Raw genomic sequence first — 17,454 nt, forward strand, 5'->3', positions numbered from 1 at the left:
GAGAAGGCGGGAAAAATCCCGCCTTTGCTTATTAATGGGTCACCTGTTTTTCCTGCCTGGCAGACTGCGAGTAACGGCGCCCCATCGCCAGCACCGCAATGCCGCCTGCCAGACACAAGGCGGCCAGCGGCAGCATCGCCAGCGTATAGCTTCCTGTCCGTTCGCTAATAATGCCATAGGCATTCACCATCACCGCGCCGCCAATCAGGTTGGCGATCGCGCCGATGGCCGCCAGCCCGGCGGCAGCTGACGTGCTGCTCATCCAGCCCGATGCCAGCGCCCAGAAGGGGCCCTTCGCCGCATATGCGCCAATCAGTATGGTACTGAGGATCATAATGGTGGCCGGCAGCGATAGATTGATAAATGCCGCGAACACGCCAGCCGCAATCATAAAGAGGGCAAGGGCCGTGTGCCAGCGGCGTTCATTATTCCGGTCCGAACTGCGTCCCCATACAATCATCAGCACCGAGGCCAGGCCATAGGGGATGGCATTCAGCAGCCCGGTGGTCAGGTTATCAAGATGGAACGACTTCAGCAGCTGTGGAGACCAGACGCTTAGCGTGGTGCCGGCAGAAGAAGCGCCGGCGTAAATCAGCGCCATAAGCCAGATCTGGCGATGCTTCAACAGTTGCCATGTCGTGGTGTGGCCGATCTGTGTCTGCTGTTGCCGCTCCGCCTGAAGGGTGTTTTCCAGCCACGTTTTTTGCCGCTCGGTTAACCAGCCAGCCTGGTGAGGGCGGTCGCGCAGAATAAAAAACGCGGCTATTCCCAGCAGTACCGCCGGCAGCCCTTCAATAATGAATAACAGATGCCAGCCACGCAGCCCTAACCAGCCATCCAGGGTCAGGATCAACCCTGAAAGCGGTGAACCGATAAAGTTAGCCAGCGGAATGGCCACCATAAAAGAGGCTATGATGCGCGCACGGTAGCGCGACGGGATCCACCACGTAAGATAAAGCACCACGCCCGGAAAGAAGCCCGCTTCGGCGGCGCCCAGCAAAAAACGGACGATATACAGTGAGGTCGTATTTTGCACCAGCGCCATACACATCGATACCACTCCCCAGCTGATCATAATGCGCGGCAGCCACAAGCGTGCCCCCACTTTCTGCATCGCCAGGTTGCTGGGTACCTCAAAAATAAAATAGGCGACAAAATACAAACTGCTCGCGAAGCCAAAAGCCGCCTTACTTAGCCCCAGATCCTCATTCATCTGCAGCGCCGCCATGCCTATATTGCCCCGGTCAATAATCGACACCAGGTAGCTCACCACCAGGAAAGGCAGGATGCGCCAGATAACCCGTCGCATGGTTTCTTTTTCCAGCGCGTCGTTATCGTTCGCGCGGTTCGGTAATTGATCGGTCATGGTTTCCTCGCAGGGTTTCATTATGTTTATCAGGAAAACGATGTAGAGATGAAATAAGTTACTTCAGCTTGATGCCTCTGGTTTCCGGCGCTCGCCACACCACCAGCATCGCCGCAAGGAAAGCAACCACGGTCGTCGCCAGTCCCGCGGTGAAACCGCCGGCATTGGCGACAGCGCCAATCAGTAGCGGCGCAATAAATCCGCCCAGACGGCCTCCGTTATAGGCGAGCCCCATCAGGAAGCCCCGGGAAGAGGTGTCCCCGATGATTTCCGCCAGGAAGGGTCCGGAGCCCGCAAAAATACCGTTAACCCCGAAACCGGCCATGAAAATCGCCACCATCAGAATGATGGGTTGAGTGGTCACAAGGTAAAGCGCGACGGCAATGGCGCCCGTTAACAGATAAATCAGGAACAATGGACGGCGTCCCCACTTATCCGCCAGCACCGAAAACACCAGAAACCCCGCGATGGCCCCAGCCTGCAGCGCAAGTACAAATTTCAGACTGTGCAGAAAATCCAGGTGTTTGACTTCTCGCAGATAGGTGGGTGTCCAGGTAAATACGCCCCAGAACAGATACTGAATAAAAAAGATAAAGACAAAGGCCAGCAGCAGACCTCGCAGATTGTGTTTCCCCAGCTTCGCGGCAGGTTGACTACTCGTCGCCTTCGCCTGTTGACGAGCAAGCCAAACCTGCGATTCCGGTGTGAACCAGGCCACCACGCTCATAATGAACACCGGCAGCGCGCCGATCATAAACAGATAGCGCCATGCCCCCTGCTCCAGGCCGCCATTAACCGAGCTGACGATTGCCGTCAGGCTGATGGCCAGAATCGCGCCAACGGGCAACCCCATTTGCATCAGCGCGCCGCCGCGCGCGCGCCGCTCTGGCCGCCAGGTTTCCGCAATCAGCGCCGCGCCCGATGTCCACATTCCGCCCATACCCAGCGCGCCGCAAAAACGTAACAGCGCGAAATGTTGTTGATCGTGCGTAAAGGCTAACAGGCCGGAAAAGAGTGAATAGATGGCGATACAGGTCAGCGCCGTTTTTACACGGCCAATTTTGTCGGCGATAAAACCAAACAGGATCCCGCCAATAATCTGCCCCCCGGCCGTGACGCTGATAAACAGCCCAAGCTCGGTTTTATTAATACCGAACACCACGCCCAGTACTGGCAACAGCAATGAAAGCAGAAAGGAGTCATAGCTTTCAAATGTCCAGCCAAGGCCGCCCAGCGCCAGCGTCCGCCTCTCAGCAACGCGCTGTGGCAATGTGTCAGGCGTCGCTTTAGTCGCAGTAAATTGATTCAGCTCGCTTTTACTGGTCATTGATCTTCTCCACAGAGGTTAACCGATAACAGGTTGCGGCAGTGCGCCAGAACAACTGCGCCTGTTCGCCAGGGGACATCTGTTGCGCCAGGCGTTTGCAGGCGTTCCAGAAAACGCCGTAGCTGAACATGCCTTTATCGACCGGAAAGTTGCTGGCGAACATGCAGCGTTCCGCACCGAAAAGCGAAACGATGGTCTCAAACCACGGTTGCCAGGCCTGTGCCAGCATTTGCGAATCCGGCGGTGTTTCTGCCGCTGCGAAGGGAAATCCCCTGACCGTCATACCAAATCCGCTAATTTTTACGCATACGTTCGGCAGTTCCGCCAGATGTCGCATACTGTTTCGCCACTGCTGAAACATCTCTGGATCCCGTTCTGAATAGGGTCCAACGCCGACTGGCCCGCCACAGTGATCGAGCACAATCTGAAGCGTTGGTATGTACCGCGCCAGCTCGGCAATTTCATCCAGTTGCGTGTGGTAAACCCACACATCAAGCGACAATCCATTTTTCGCAAGGCAGAGAGCGCCCCGATGGAACGGATCGCTCAGCGCCAGTCCTGGCGGTGGCGTAACCGGGCTGGACGTGACCCGCGGATCGGGATGCCAGGCCAATGGATTACGCATCCCACGCAGCCGCCCGCCGGATAACGCTATCGCGCTCTCGATGGCAGGCTGCATCGCATCGCCCGCCAGCAAGCTAAGGCCGCCGATGACGGCTTCGCATCCGAGCGCGTTTGCATAATGCCCGCTGGCGAACATCGCGGCGATACCGCTGGCAAACTCGATTTCACCAAGCGGTTTAAGCGTCTCCGGCCCGTCGCGACGCAACATGGAGCGGCATTGCACATAGACCGATGAGACAACGCGATGCCCTGAGGTCTGGATATCGTCGCTGAACTCATGGGTGAGATAGCGGCCGGTTTGCCGATCCCAAAGATGATGATGCGCATCAATGATGGGCAGCTCGGGTTGTAATGGCGCTTCACGATGTAACGCAAGCCACTCGTTTCTGACCGCAAGGTGCGGCGCGGTAACGATCTCCATGAATACCTCGTTTTGTTTTACCCTGTACAATAGTGTTTTATTTTACAAAACTACTATAACGAGGCTGCCGCGTTTTTATCCAGTTAACGAATGGTTTAAATGATGTAAATAAGAGGTGAATCACAGATGCTGCGGGTCGTTAAAACGAAGAGAAATGAAGATTTGATAAAAATAATAATTTTTCAATGAGTTAAATAAGTGAGCTGATTAACGTAGAGCGATGGTTCGTGACGACCGGTGGGAACCTGCGCAGAGAAGCGCCGCCAGAGAGTGATGATCGCCCGGCTTAGCGCAGCGCAAGCCGGGAAAATGCTGAACCTAACGCGCCAGATTATCGTAGCCGCGCCAGCGATAATTGAGCACCGACAGCGCCCAACAGGCGACAAACAGCCCGACCACCACAAACCCGGCGTCGCCGAGGTTGTCGTTTAACGCCCCTACCCAGCGCCATATTCCGCCGCTGAGCGCAAACTTATCCATCAGCAGACCCAGCGCTTCCAGGCCGCCGATAAACAGCGCCACCACCACCGAAGTGCCGGTGATGGTCATGTTGTAGTAAAGCTTGCGCTGCGGCTTGCTGAACGCCCAGCCGTAGGCGCCGACCATCAGCACGTTGTCGAGGGTGTCCACCAGCGCCATGCCGCTGGCGAACAGCGCCGGGAAGACCATAATCGACCAGACGGAAATCCCGCTCGACGCCCCGGCGGCGGAGATGCCCAGCACGCCGATTTCGGTGGCGGTATCAAACCCGAGGCCGAACAGGAAACCGACCAGGTACATCTGCCAGCTACGGCTGACCAGACGAAAGGTTTTGCCAAACAGCCAGCTCATCACCCCGCCGCCGCTGACGATCTGCTCACTCACCGGCTCACCCCGCTTCCACGCCCGAAAGCTACGCCAGACGCTGCGCAATATCACCAGGTTGATAAAGGCCATCGCCAGCAGAAACAGCGCCGACACAGCGGTGCCGATGATGCTACCGGTGTCGTGCAGCCAGTTCATCTGCGCGCTGAAGGCCGTGGCGGTCGCGGCAATCGCTGCCGAGGCCAGCACCACAATCGACGAGTGGCCCAGCGAGAACCAGGCCCCGACGGCGAAGGGCCGCCGCCCCTGCTGCATCATCTTGCGGGTGACGTTATCAATCGCCGCGATATGATCGGCATCCACCGCGTGGCGCAGGCCGTAGCCCCAGGCCAGCAGGCTGGCGGCCATTAGCGCGCCGCTGTCGCCAAAGGCCTGCAGCGCCCAGCACCAGGCCAGTAAGTTCGCCGCGATCAACCCCAACACCAGGCCCGCGGCACGCGGCTGCTGGCGTAAAACTGTCATTATCATTGTTGTGTTCCTTGAGCCTGAACGCGAGCGGCGGCGATCACCGCCTGACCATAGGCGATTGCGCCGTCGCCGGCCGGCAACTGCTGCGCAAACAGCAGAGTAAAATCCGCCAGATAAAAGGTCAATCGCGCCGCCAGCAGACGGTTATGCAGCACCCCACCGCTGCAGACAATCGTGTCGATGCCGCGGGTAGTCGCACAGTCGCGGGCCATCGCCGCCAGTCCGCTGGCCAGGGCGTCATGAAATGCCCAGGCTTTTTGCGCCGGGCTCGCCTGCCAGCGCAGCCACTGTCGCCAGAAGGTGGCCAGGTCCAGCGCATTGCCGCGCCACGGCAGCGTGACCGGATGGCTGACGCCGGGGCAGCTGGCGGCCAGCGCCTCCAGCCGACAGGCCGCCTCCCCCTCATAGCTCAGGCTCTCCGGGGCGCAGTCCAGCGCGCAGGCGACGGCATCAAACAGCCGTCCACAGGACGAGGCGCGCGGCGCGTTAATACCGCGGTCGATGGCCTGCGCCAGCAGCGGCCAGTTGCGCTGGCGCAGCGTACCGGTCTGCGGGTAATCCTGCCAGTCAGGGACAAAGGCCAGGCACTGAGCCAGCAGATTACGCCACGGCTGACGCGCCGCCAGGTCGCCGCCCGGCAGGGCGACGGCCGGCAGCCCGCCGAGATGTTCGCACTGGCGATAGTTAACCCGCAGGCACTCCCCTCCCCATAGCGCGCCGTTCTCCCCCATGCCGATTCCGTCGAGGATCAGGGCGATAACGTCTCCGCCGTCGAGCGGCCAGCGGTGCTCTGCCAGGCACGCCGCGGCGTGAGCATGGTGATGCAGCACGGTCTCCACCGGCAGCGGCAGAGCCGCTCCCCACTGCGTCGATCGATAGCCAGGATGGGCGTCAACCACCACCCGCTGCGGCGCAAAGGCGAAGATGTTCTGCATCAGCTGCAGCGCGCTGCGCCACTGCTGCTCGACGCCCTCCTCGCCAAGATCGCCGAAGTGCTGGCTGAGAACCGCTTCGCCCCCGCGCGCCAGGCAGAAGGTGTTTTTCATGTCCGCGCCCAGCGCCAGCAGCGGCGGCACCTTGTCCAGACCCGGCGGCAGCGGCAGCGCATCCGGGACATAGCCCCGGGCGCGGCGCAGCATTTCTCCGCTCGAGCGCACCAGAGAATCATCCAGCCGCTGCACGATGTCGCGGTTATGGAGCAAAAAGCCGTCGGCGATGTCGGCTAAGTCGTTGAGTGCTTCAGTATTACTTAACGCCGGCGGGCGGCCGCTAAGGTTGCCGGAGGTCATCACGATAGGGCGCGCCAGCGCCTGCAGAAGCAAATGCTGCAGCGGATTAGACGGCAGCATCACCCCAACTTCCGCAAGCCCTGGCGCAATCTCGTCGCACAGGCCGGAGACCTGCGCTTTGCTAATCAGTACGATGGGCGCCGCCGGGGAGTCCATCAGCGCCACGGCGTCGGCAGGTAACCCCGCCGCAGAGGGCAGCATCACCGCCAGCGGTTTCGCCGGACGGTGTTTCCTCGCCCGCAGCGTGGCAACAGCAGCGGGGTTGCCGGCGTCGCAGGCCAGATGAAAGCCGCCGACGCCTTTTATCGCCACGATGTCGCCCGCCGCCAGCCGGGCGATAGCCGCCTGCAGCGCCGCCTCGCCGCGCCGCACTTCACCCTGGGCCCGCCACTCCAGCCGCGGCCCGCAGTCGGGGCAGGCCACCGGCTGGGCGTGAAAGCGGCGATCGGCGGGATCGCGGTATTCCGCCTCGCAGGGCGGACAGAGCGGAAACGGCGCCATCGCGGTAAAAGGCCGGTCGTAAGGCATGGCACGAATGATGGTCAACCGCGGCCCGCAGTGGGTGCAGTTGATAAAGGGGTAGCGATAGCGGCGCGCCCGGGGATCATTCATCTCCGCGAGGCACGCCGGGCAGGTCGCGGCATCGGGCACGATCTGGGTGCGCATCCGTCCCGCCCCGCTCTCACGGATGGTGAAGCCCTGCGGCGGAGTCGCCCAGCAATAAGGGGCGCAGTCGGCGCTGTCGACTCGCGCCAGCGGCGGGCAGTGGGCAGCGAGGGCGGCAGTAAAACCGTCATCGCCTCCGGCCAGCCGCACCAGAACGCCCTCGCCGTCGTTACAGACATCGCCGCAGCGAGCCTGCCTCTGAGCCAGCTGCCAGACAAAGGGGCGGAACCCCACCCCCTGCACCTTACCGCGAATGCGGATTTGCACCCCGTTCATGCCAGAGGTTACCAGGCCAGCGCCGTGCGGCGACGTTTCTCTTGGTTCATCTGCTCCAGCTTGTTGCGGTCTACGCAGACCAGGGCGTGCGTCGGGCAGACCTCCATGCAGGCCGGGCCGCTGTCGCGGTGGAAGCAGAGATCGCACTTGTTGGCTTCGGCTTTTTCCGCCACGACGTTCAGTCCGGCGCCGCTATGGCGGATCACCGGCCGCACCACTACCTCCATCGCCCCGTACGGGCAGGCGACGACGCAGGTTTTGCAGCCGATGCAGCGCTCCTGCATCACGTGAACAAAGCCTTTATCGCGACTGATAGCGCCGTTCGGGCAGACGTTGGCGCAGGGGGCGTCCTCACACTGACGGCAGGCGGTGGCCGTGGAGACATTGACCCCTTTTATCACATGAATACGCGGCTGAAAGGTGTGCGGCGTCAGGGAGGCGCAGTCCTGATGTTCCTGATGGGACACCACGCAGGCCACTTCGCAAGTGCGACAGCCGATGCATTTGCTCGCATCGGCGATAATGAAACGGTTCATCCATTTCTCCAGCAGTAAGAGGGTTAGGCGCCGGAGTATGCATAATACGTTCCAATTTTTATGTTATTGATAATAAATAGATTTTAATCGGTAATGCGCTGTCATCGTCAGTAGTGACGATGACAGCTGACGACGTCAGGCGCAGGGACCCGCCACCAGCGACTCACGCTCGATCAGCGCCCCTGGGAAGCTCTGCTGAACATTGAATTCCCCGCCATCGAGCATAAATATCAGGCGATTAATGCTCTCTTTAATCATCTCCGTCACCGGCACCCGGACGCTGGCGAGCGACGGCACCATGTACGGCGCCAGCACAATATCGTCAAACCCCACCACCGAGACCTGCTCCGGCACCTTAATGCCCAGCTGGTGAAGCTGCTTCATCGCCCCGATGGCCATATCGTCATTGCTTGCCACCAGCGCGCTGTAGGTCACCCCGCGCTGACGCAGGCTCTCCACTGCCGCCGCGCCGGTTTCCGGCGTCCAGCGCCCTTCGGCGATAAGCGCCTCGTTCAGGGTAATGCCGTGGCCAGCCAGCGCGTCTTTGTAGCCGGCAAGACGCTCAACGCCGGTGGGCGAGTCAAGGGAGCCGGTAATAAAAGCGATATCGCGGTGGCCCAGGGCAATCAGCCGCTCCACCACCCGCATCGCCGACGCTTTTTGATCGGACCAGACGCAGTGGCTGGCGTGGCGGCGCAGGCGGCGATTAAGCACCATGATCGGCTGCGAGTGGTTCTCAACGATCTCATCCATCTCGTCGACAGTGAGAAAACGCGGGTAGATGATGATCGCATCGCAGCGCAGATCCAGCAGGTACTGGATCGCCTCCCGCTCCTCTTGCGCGCTGTGCTTGCCATCCGCGAGGATCAGCTGCCGCCCCTGGTCCTCGGTCATCCGCGCCACCTGATACAGCAGCTCGCTGAAATAGACGCCGTGGTACAGGGTATTGGTCACCACCAGGCCGAGGGTTTGCGTGGTTTTGGTCGCCAGGTTGCGCGCCAGCAGATTCGGTCGGTAGCCGCTCTCCGCCACCGCCTTAAACACCCGGTCTTTGGTCTCCTGGCTGACATAGCCGTTGCCCGACAGCACCCGCGACACGGTCGCCTTCGATACCCCCGCGCGCTTAGCGACCTCCAGCATCGTTGCCATGTGATTCTTCCTGTTGCAAAAGTTGCAGGCAGTGTACTGCACGTTTCCCGCTTTTACAGCACTCCCCTGCTCACCGCGACGATTAGCGATCAAAATCACAAAACTGAGATCCTATTTTTTTATTTCTTGTGCAATTAAATGAAACTCACCATGATTTTGTGGAACCGGTTTCCTATAAAACATGGTATCGCCCGGCGATACGGCGCGGTAACAGATCAGTACCCTATTGATAAACAGGATAAAATCCGATGTCGAAAAATTATGCAGCCCTGGCGCAACAGATAGTCGCGGCATTAGGCGGAGTCGATAACGTCGTCGCCGTGACCAACTGCATGACTCGTCTGCGCTTCGTGGTCAAAGACAACGAACAGGTCGATAGCCCTACACTGAAAGGCCTGACCGGGGTGCTCGGCGTCGTGCGCAGCGATAACCAGTGCCAGGTGATCATCGGCAACACGGTCTCACAGGCCTATCGCGAGGTGCTGAATCTGCTGCCCGGCGACCTGCGCCCGGTCGAGCCGCAGGGCAAAGCGCCGGTCACCCTGAAACGCATCGGCGCCGGGATCCTTGACGCACTGATCGGCTCCATGTCGCCGCTGATCCCGGCGATTATCGGCGGATCGATGGTCAAGCTGCTGTCGATGATCCTTGAGATGAGCGGCGCGTTGCCGAAAGGCTCGCCGACGCTGACCCTCCTGACGCTTATCGGCGACGGCGCATTTTTCTTCCTGCCGCTGATGGTGGCCGCCTCCGCGGCGGTGAAATTCAAAACCAATATGTCGCTGGCCATCGCTATCGCCGGGGTGCTGGTGCATCCCGGGTTTATCGAATTAATGGCCAAAGCCGCTCAGGGCGAACACGTTGAATTTGCCTTTATCCCGGTGACCGCGGTGAAATACACCTACACGGTGATCCCGGCGCTGGTGATGACCTGGTGCCTGTCGTATATCGAACGCTGGGTGGATCGCATTACCCCGGCGGTGACGAAAAACTTCCTTAAGCCGATGCTGATCGTGCTGATCGCCGCCCCGCTGGCGATCCTGCTGATTGGCCCGCTCGGCATCTGGATCGGCAGCGCCATTTCCGCGCTGGTCTATACGATCCACAGCTATCTCGGCTGGCTGTCGGTGGCGATCATGGGCGGGCTGTGGCCGCTGCTGGTGATGACCGGCATGCACCGGGTCTTTACGCCGACCATCATTCAGACCATCGCCGAAACCGGCAAAGAGGGCATGGTAATGCCGTCGGAGATCGGCGCCAACCTGTCGCTCGGCGGCTCTTCGCTGGCGGTGGCGTGGAAAACCAAAAACCCGGAACTGCGCCAGACGGCGCTGGCCGCCGCGGCATCGGCGATTCTGGCCGGGATTTCCGAACCGGCGCTGTACGGCGTGGCGGTGCGCCTGAAACGCCCGCTGATCGCCAGCTTGATCAGCGGCTTTATCTGCGGCGCGGTGGCGGGTATCGCCGGACTGGCCAGCCACTCGATGGCGGCGCCGGGGCTGTTCACCAGCGTGCAGTTTTTCGATCCAGCCAATCCAATGACCATCGTCTGGGTGTTTGGCGTGATGGCGCTGTCGGTAGTGCTGTCGTTTGCCCTGACGCTGATCCTCGGCTTTGAAGATATTCCCGTTGAACAGGCCGCCGCCGACGCCCGAGCGCGCCAGGCCCAGGCCCAGGCAACCCACGCCTGAACACATCATTGATAACGAGGTAACGCATGGCGAGTTTCCCACAGGGATTTTTATGGGGCGGCGCACTGGCCGCCAACCAGTCTGAAGGCGCATGGCGCGAAGGGGGGAAAGGGATGGCCACCGTGGATACCCTCCCCCACGGCGCCCACCGTCTGCCGGTAAAATTAGGCCTGGAGAAGCGCTTCACGCTTCGCGAAGACGAATTCTACCCCAGCCACGAGGCGATCGATTTCTACCACCGCTACAAGGAAGATATCGCCCTGATGGCGGAGATGGGGTTCAGCGTCTTTCGCACCTCCATCGCCTGGAGCCGCCTGTTCCCGCGCGGCGACGAGCAGCAGCCGAATCCGCAGGGCATCGCCTTCTATCGCTCGCTGTTCGAAGAGTGCAAAAAGCACGGTATCGAGCCGCTGGTCACGCTGTGCCATTTTGACGTGCCGATGCACCTGGTGATGGAGTACGGCTCCTGGCGCAACCGCAAAATGGTGGATTTCTTTAGCCACTACGCCCGCACCTGCTTTGAAGCTTTTGACGGTCTGGTGAAATACTGGCTCACCTTCAATGAAATCAACATCATGCTGCACAGCCCCTACTCCGGCGCCGGTCTGGTGTTTGAAGAGGGAGAAAACCAGGAGCAGGTGAAGTACCAGGCCGCGCATCACGAGCTGGTGGCCAGCGCGCTGGCGACAAAAATCGCCCACGAGATAAACCCGCAAAATCAGATCGGCTGCATGCTGGCGGGCGGTAATTTCTACCCTTACTCCTGCAAGCCGGAAGATGTCTGGATGGCGCTGGAGAAGGACCGCGAAAACCTGTTCTTTATTGACGTCCAGGCGCGCGGCGCCTACCCGGTGTGGGCCGCGCGGGTGTTCCGGGAAAAGGGGGTCACCATTGCGAAGCAGCCGGGCGATGACGAGATCCTCAAAAACACCGTCGATTTCGTCTCCTTTAGCTACTACGCCTCACGCTGCGCCTCGGCGGAGATGAACGCCAGCAACACCAATGCCGCCAATATCGTCAAGTCGCTGAAGAATCCGCACATTCCGGCCAGCGAATGGGGCTGGGGCATCGACCCGCTGGGTCTGCGCATCACCATGAACATGATGTACGACCGCTATCAGAAGCCGCTGTTCCTGGTGGAAAACGGGCTCGGCGCCCGGGACGAGATCGACGCCAGGGGCGAGATCAATGACGATTATCGTATCAGCTACCTGCGCGAGCACATCAAGGCGATGCGCGACGCCATCGGCGACGGTATTCCGGTGCTGGGTTACACCAGCTGGGGCTGTATCGATCTGGTCTCGGCGTCAACCGGCGAGATGAGCAAACGCTACGGCTTTGTCTATGTCGATCGCGACGACGCCGGCAACGGCACGCTGGCGCGCAAGCGTAAAAAGTCGTTCTTCTGGTACCAGAAGGTAATAGCCAGCAACGGCGCCGACCTCGACTAAGCGCGTCTCCGGCGCTCGCCCGTCCCCCTGCGCTGACCGGGGGACGGGCGTCTGCTTTCTGTTGCATCCATTACATGTTTTTTTCTCGAGCCTGATTCCAGTTTCTGGTTTGCCTCCCGTTCACAACAACTGGTATTTTATCCAGTATATTTTCAGGGGTATCTTCAGCAAGGAGCAGATCATGAACGCACAGCAGCCCCCCGCAGCCAGAGGGATCGTCAGGGCCATTCGCCAGTTAACCGTGGGTTATGTCAGAAAACGCCATGAGAACCGCAAAACGCGGGAGACGCGGCGCTACACCCGCCACGCGGCCCTGAGCCTGAACGGCGACTGGCTGGAGCAGGCGGGATTTCCGGTCGGCACGCAGGTCAGAGTCTCGGTGTCGCCCGGTAAATTAGTGATAGAGAATCTTGAGCTGGCGCCGCCGGTAACGGGGCTCCCGGCAGGCCAGTCGCGCGCCGTCGGGGAGCCCTGATCGCCGCAGGGTTAATCGTCTGCGGCCTCCAGCCGGGCAAAGCCACCGTGGCCCTGCCAGCCTGCCAGCTGCTGGTACACCCGGACTACGGCCTCTTTCACCGGCTGGGTCATCGGATAATAAAAACCGACGATATCTGGCTGAATGCCGAGGAAGATCGCTTCGCCGACGTCCTCTTTCAGCTGATCGACCAGATAGTTGAGCGGCATGTTATGGGTGGTCATCATAAACATCTCGGCGATGTCGTCGGGGTCGATGACGCGAATGTCGCCGGGGTTAAGGCCCATGTCGGTGGCATCAACAATCAGCAGGCGTTCGGGGCGTAATTCACGGATCGCCACGATGTCGTTTTCCGGCGCGCTGCCGCCGTCGATGACCACCCACTGGCCGGCCGGGTTCGCCGCGCACATCTCCGCCAGCAACGGTCCGGCGCCGTCGTCGCCCATCATACTGTTGCCAACACAGAGTAAAACGTCAGTCACGTAATCTCCTCACCATCAGATAGATGGCGCTCTCCTGGTGAATATCATGCAGCATGCTGAGCATCGTTTTACTCCACGCCTGCTGCTGCGGGGTCTGCGCGGACTGCGCTTTATCAAAGGCGTTGGCCAGCATCGCCACATGGCTGCTGTCGATGACGATTTCGCCATACTTCGGCACGCCCTCCATTTTGCGCCGCGCGACGCTCCCGGCCTCAAGGGTGGCGATCCATGCCAGATACGCGTCCCACGGGCAGCTCAGCGCCGCCTCAAGACAGTCGATGACGCCGAGGTGGTGGCCAATCGCCAGGCTGTAATAGACCACCTGCTGCGCCTGATCCGGCGTGGCGTCGTTCTCATCAATAAATTTACGGCTCAGCTGACTGAACACCACCGTCTCGCTCATCGGATACGCGCCCCCTCAACCACCTGGTTGAGATGGGTGACGATCTCGGTCAGACGCGGATCTTTTTCCGCCTCCAGCCAGCGCAGCACCTGGCTGTCGCCCTGGCCGAGCAGACGCATATAGTCGTCGGCAATCTGCCGGCCATAGCGATAGCCCGCCAGACGCCGCGCTTCGCGGTCGATGCGCACCCGCAGGGGTTGCACCATATCGGCGTGCAGCAGCTCGGTCGGCTGTTCGTCAAGCTCGCCCGGCAGGCGGGCGTGAATTTTCTGCTCCAGCAGGCCGAGGGCCATGGCGAAGCCGTACAGGGTGGCGGCGGGCGTCGGCGGGCAGCCCGGAATATAGACATCGACCGGTACGATTTTATCGGTACCGCCCCAGACGCAGTACAGGTCGTGAAAGATGCCGCCGCTGTTGCCGCAGGCGCCGTAGGAGATACAGATCTTCGGATCCGGCGCCGACTGCCAGGCTCGCAGCGCCGGGGAGCGCATCGCGCGGGTCACCGCCCCGGTAAACAGCAGGATATCGGCATGGCGCGGCGAAGGCACAACCTTAATCCCGAAGCGTTCAGCGTCGAACAGCGGCGAAAGGGTGGCGAAGATTTCGATTTCGCAGCCGTTACAGCCGCCGCAGTCGACGCGATAAACGTAGGCGGAACGTTTGATTTTCTTCAGCAGCGAGGCCTTCATGCTGGCGATGGATTCATCCACCGTCATCGGCACCGGAATGCCGTTTTCATCGCGCGGGCCAAGTAAAGTGCTCATCAGCTGGCCTCCCTTATGTGGCGGGTCAGTTCAATACGATCGGACGGCACCAGACATTTCTGGCGCTTGCATTCCGGGCAGGTTTCGAAGCTTTCGCGGTGCAGCTCGGCGCGGGTATCGCCGTTATGCTTGAGCAGCGCGATGGCGTAGTCGATCTCCTTCTGCACCGCGAACGGCCGCTGGCACTCCCGGCAGTGGCAGATAGCGAAGCGCGACTGCTGAAGGAAATCCTCTTTCTTCCACACCGCCAGCTCATACTCCGGCGACAGCTTAATCGCCGCCGTCGGACAGACCTCTTCGCAGCGGCCGCAGAAGATGCAGCGCCCGAGGTTGAACTGCCACGCCAGCTGGTTAGTGGCCAGATCGGTCTCGACCGTCAGGGCGTTCGATGGGCAGGCATTCACGCAGGCCGCGCAGCCGATACACTGCTGCGGGTTATGCTCCGGCTTGCCGCGGAAGTTTTTATCTACCGGCATCGGCTCCAGCGGGTAGGCGTGCGTCGCGGTGCCGGTCTTAATGACTTTTTTAATAAAGGTAAACATGGCGATTCCTTATTTCAGCGGCGAGTCTTTACGCTCGATGCTATAGCGCTCCAGCTCTTTGTACGGCACCACTTTGCTCTTCTTCTTGCGTACATCGACCACGGTCATGCGGTCGGTACAGGAGTAGCACGGGTCGAGGCTGCCGATGATCAGCGGCGCATCGGAAACGGTGTTGCCGCGCAGCATGTAGCGCAGGGTCGGCCAGTTGGCGTAGGTCGCCGCCCGGCAGCGCCAGCGGTACAGTTTTTGGTTGTCGCCGGTCATGCTCCAGTGGATATCGTCGCCGCGCGGCGCCTCGGAGAAGCCCAGCGCGAAGCGGTGCGGGATATAGGTGAACCCTTCCACCATCAGCGGACCGCCGGGCAGGTTATCGAGACCGTAATCAATCATGTTCAGCGCGGTATAAACCTCGTTGATCCGCACCTTGAGGCGGGATATCACGTCGCAGCCCTGCTCGCTGTGAACCTCCATCGGCAGCAGGCCGTAACCGACGAACGGATGGTCGGCGCGGGTATCGCGGGCGTGGCCGCTGGCGCGCACCATCGGGCCAACGTTACTGAAGTCGCGGGCGATTTCCGGGTCCAGCCGGCCAATGCCGACGGTGCGCTGCTCCATGTTCGGGGTGCTGAGCAGCATATCCACCAGCTCCTGCACATCGCGACGCATCTGCTGCGCCAGCTGACGGGTCTGGATCATGTCCTCTTTCAGCAGGTCGCGGCGGATCCCGCCGATCAGGTTCAGACCGTAGGTTTTACGCGCGCCGGTGAGGATCTCCGCCATCTTCATCGAGGTTTCGCGCACGCGGAAGAACTGCATAAAGCCGGAGTCGAAGCCGGTGAAGTGGCAGGCCAGACCAAGGTTCAGGAGGTGCGAATGCAGGCGTTCCACCTCCAGCAGAATGGCGCGGATCATCTGCGCCCGCTCCGGCACCACGATGCCCATCGCGTTCTCCACCGAGGTGGTATAAGCGGTACTGTGGGCGAAGCCGCAGATGCCGCACACGCGGTCAGACAGGAAAGTCACTTCGTTATAACCCATGCGGGTTTCCGCCAGTTTCTCCATGCCGCGGTGGACATAGAACAGACGGTAATCGGCATCGATAATGTTCTCACCGTCAACGAACAGGCGGAAATGGCCGGGCTCATCGGAAGTGACGTGCAGCGGGCCGATCGGCACCACGTTGTTTTTCTTGCTGCCGAGCTCGTTGATGAACTCGTAGGTTTCGGCGTCGGTGGTCGGCGCCGGACGCTGGCGGTAGTCCATGCTGTCTTTACGCAGCGGATAGAGTTCGTCCGGCCAGTCGTCCGGCAGCACCAGCCGGCGTTCGTCCGGCAGGCCAACCGGCACCAGGCCGTACATGTCGCGCACTTCGCGCTCGCCCCACACCGCCGCCGGCACGCGCGGCGTCACCGACGGGTATTCCGGTTTGTTGGCGTCCACTTCCACGCGCACGGTGATCCAGCATTTGGTGCCCTGCTCCATCGACAGTACGTAATAGACCGCGTAGTGGCCGTTCAGCTTACGTTCATCGTTGCCGAACAGCACCGACAGCCAGCCGCCCTGCTGGTAGTAGAGAAACTCCACCACTTCCGGCAGGTAATTGACCTTCACGGTGATGGTTAACTGGTCTTTGGTCTGCCAGGCTTCGTCCAGCACCACGCCCGGAAAGGCCTGGTGCAGCGCCGCAAGATAGTGTTGACCGATTTTTTCTTCAGACATGCTCAAACTCTCTTAAATCACGCCACCAGCAAGGAGACGAAGGCTAAAAAGGCAAAACCAAACCCGGCCCAGGTGACGCGGGAGGTGGCACAAAAACGCAGACGCGCCATGCTGTTCTCGAACAGCGCGATGATCAGCACGCCCACCACCAGCTTGACGACGGCCACCACCAGCGCCAGCAGCAGGCCGCCGACGCTGAAGCTGGTCATCTGGCCCCACGGGAAAAAGACCCCGACAAACATCTGCAGCACCACCAGCTGTTTGAGGCTGATGCCCCACTTCAGGATGCCAAAGCCGCTACCGCTGTACTCGGAAAGCGGCCCCTCCTGCAGCTCCTGCTCCGCTTCCGCCAGATCGAACGGCAGTTTGCCCATCTCGATAAAGGTGGCGAAGGCGCAGGCGCACAGCGCCAGAATCAAGGGAATGCTGCGCGCTGCCGGCCAGTGATAAAGGGTATCGGTAATGGTGCTGATGTGCGTCGAGCCGGCGACCTGCGCGGCGACCCACAGGCCCAGCAGCAGGATCGGCTCCACCAGCACGCCGAGCATCGCTTCGCGGCTGCTGCCCAGCGCGGTAAATGGGCTGCCGGTGTCCAGACCGGAAATCGCGAAGAAGAAACGGGCGATGGCGAACAGGTAGATCAGGGTGATGAGATCCCCAAGCACCGGCAGCGGAGAGTCCACCGTCACCACCGGCAAGGCGGTGGCGATGGTCAGCATCACGCCCACCATGACGTACGGCGTCAGGCGGAACACCCAGCCCGAGGCGTCGGGACCGACGCTCTGGCGGCCCAGCAGTTTCAGGATATCCCGATACTCCTGCAGCACGCCCGGACCGCGGCGGTTATGCAGCCGCGCGCGGGCGACGCGAACGATCCCGGATAACAGCGGCGCGACGGCAAACAGCGCCAGCGCCTGTAGCAATGCAATTAACAAACTCAT

At 60.8% G+C, this 17,454-nt stretch carries 16 protein-coding genes; 3 read left to right on the plus strand and 13 right to left on the minus strand.

Annotated features, from left to right (window positions below; genetic code table 11):
- Nucleotides 1-31: 31 nt before the first annotated feature.
- The 7 genes from ABLU50_RS08480 to ABLU50_RS08510 form a co-directional block, all read right to left on the minus strand.
- Complete coding sequence (locus ABLU50_RS08480) at nt 32-1,366, minus strand: MFS transporter (protein WP_060656674.1); 1,335 nt, start codon at nt 1,364-1,366, stop codon at nt 32-34.
- A gap of 58 nt (nt 1,367-1,424) precedes the next feature.
- On the minus strand, nt 1,425-2,693 hold the full coding sequence (locus ABLU50_RS08485; protein WP_087832738.1) for an MFS transporter: 1,269 nt from the start codon (nt 2,691-2,693) through the stop codon (nt 1,425-1,427).
- Complete coding sequence (locus tag ABLU50_RS08490; RefSeq protein WP_087832737.1) at nt 2,683-3,738, minus strand: amidohydrolase family protein; 1,056 nt, start codon at nt 3,736-3,738, stop codon at nt 2,683-2,685. The genes ABLU50_RS08485 and ABLU50_RS08490 overlap by 11 nt, the downstream gene beginning before the upstream one ends.
- 318 nt (nt 3,739-4,056) lie before the next feature.
- Nucleotides 4,057-5,070, minus strand: coding sequence for a HoxN/HupN/NixA family nickel/cobalt transporter (locus tag ABLU50_RS08495; protein WP_087832736.1), 1,014 nt, complete (start codon nt 5,068-5,070; stop codon nt 4,057-4,059).
- Entirely contained in the window at nt 5,067-7,301 is a 2,235-nt protein-coding gene (gene hypF / locus ABLU50_RS08500) for a carbamoyltransferase HypF (RefSeq protein ID WP_087832735.1), read from the minus strand. The genes ABLU50_RS08495 and hypF overlap by 4 nt, the downstream gene beginning before the upstream one ends.
- A gap of 8 nt (nt 7,302-7,309) precedes the next feature.
- Nucleotides 7,310-7,837, minus strand: coding sequence for an electron transport protein HydN (hydN, locus tag ABLU50_RS08505; RefSeq protein ID WP_004205658.1), 528 nt, complete (start codon nt 7,835-7,837; stop codon nt 7,310-7,312).
- A gap of 135 nt (nt 7,838-7,972) precedes the next feature.
- A complete protein-coding gene (locus tag ABLU50_RS08510; RefSeq protein WP_004205657.1) occupies nt 7,973-8,986 on the minus strand; it encodes a LacI family DNA-binding transcriptional regulator in 1,014 nt (337 codons plus the stop codon).
- Nucleotides 8,987-9,234: 248 nt separating this feature from the next.
- Between ABLU50_RS08510 and ascF the strand changes: the two genes are divergently transcribed.
- The 3 genes from ascF (at nt 9,235) to ABLU50_RS08525 (ending at nt 12,603) form a co-directional block, all read left to right on the plus strand.
- A complete protein-coding gene (ascF, locus tag ABLU50_RS08515; RefSeq protein ID WP_087832734.1) occupies nt 9,235-10,677 on the plus strand; it encodes a PTS cellobiose/arbutin/salicin transporter subunit IIBC in 1,443 nt (480 codons plus the stop codon).
- 26 nt (nt 10,678-10,703) lie between these two features.
- A complete protein-coding gene (locus tag ABLU50_RS08520; protein ID WP_049116029.1) occupies nt 10,704-12,128 on the plus strand; it encodes a 6-phospho-beta-glucosidase in 1,425 nt (474 codons plus the stop codon).
- Between the two features lie 181 nt (nt 12,129-12,309).
- A complete protein-coding gene (locus ABLU50_RS08525) occupies nt 12,310-12,603 on the plus strand; it encodes a SymE family type I addiction module toxin (protein WP_004205653.1) in 294 nt (97 codons plus the stop codon).
- Nucleotides 12,604-12,614: 11 nt separating this feature from the next.
- On the opposite strand, the gene hycI is transcribed toward ABLU50_RS08525, so the two are convergent.
- Genes hycI through ABLU50_RS08555 form a run of 6 tightly spaced genes read right to left on the minus strand, consistent with a single transcriptional unit; the run spans nt 12,615 to nt 17,454 of the window.
- Entirely contained in the window at nt 12,615-13,085 is a 471-nt protein-coding gene (hycI, locus tag ABLU50_RS08530) for a hydrogenase maturation peptidase HycI (protein WP_087832733.1), read from the minus strand.
- Nucleotides 13,078-13,488 carry a formate hydrogenlyase maturation HycH family protein gene (locus ABLU50_RS08535; RefSeq protein ID WP_023290792.1) on the minus strand — a complete coding sequence of 137 codons (411 nt, stop codon included), beginning with the start codon at nt 13,486-13,488 and terminating at the stop codon, nt 13,078-13,080. Before ABLU50_RS08535 ends, hycI begins: the two co-directional genes overlap by 8 nt.
- Nucleotides 13,485-14,252, minus strand: coding sequence for an NADH-quinone oxidoreductase subunit B family protein (locus ABLU50_RS08540; RefSeq protein ID WP_002914891.1), 768 nt, complete (start codon nt 14,250-14,252; stop codon nt 13,485-13,487). Before ABLU50_RS08540 ends, ABLU50_RS08535 begins: the two co-directional genes overlap by 4 nt.
- Nucleotides 14,252-14,794, minus strand: a complete 543-nt coding sequence (locus ABLU50_RS08545) for a formate hydrogenlyase complex iron-sulfur subunit (protein WP_004205650.1) — start codon at nt 14,792-14,794, stop codon at nt 14,252-14,254. The genes ABLU50_RS08540 and ABLU50_RS08545 overlap by 1 nt, the downstream gene beginning before the upstream one ends.
- Nucleotides 14,795-14,803: 9 nt before the next feature.
- On the minus strand, nt 14,804-16,513 hold the full coding sequence (hycE, locus tag ABLU50_RS08550) for a formate hydrogenlyase subunit HycE (protein WP_087832732.1): 1,710 nt from the start codon (nt 16,511-16,513) through the stop codon (nt 14,804-14,806).
- Between the two features lie 17 nt (nt 16,514-16,530).
- On the minus strand, nt 16,531-17,454 hold the full coding sequence (locus ABLU50_RS08555; protein WP_004205648.1) for a respiratory chain complex I subunit 1 family protein: 924 nt from the start codon (nt 17,452-17,454) through the stop codon (nt 16,531-16,533).

The organism is Klebsiella sp. GG_Kp173, assembly GCF_040062415.1.
GTDB lineage: Bacteria > Pseudomonadota > Gammaproteobacteria > Enterobacterales > Enterobacteriaceae > Klebsiella > Klebsiella quasipneumoniae.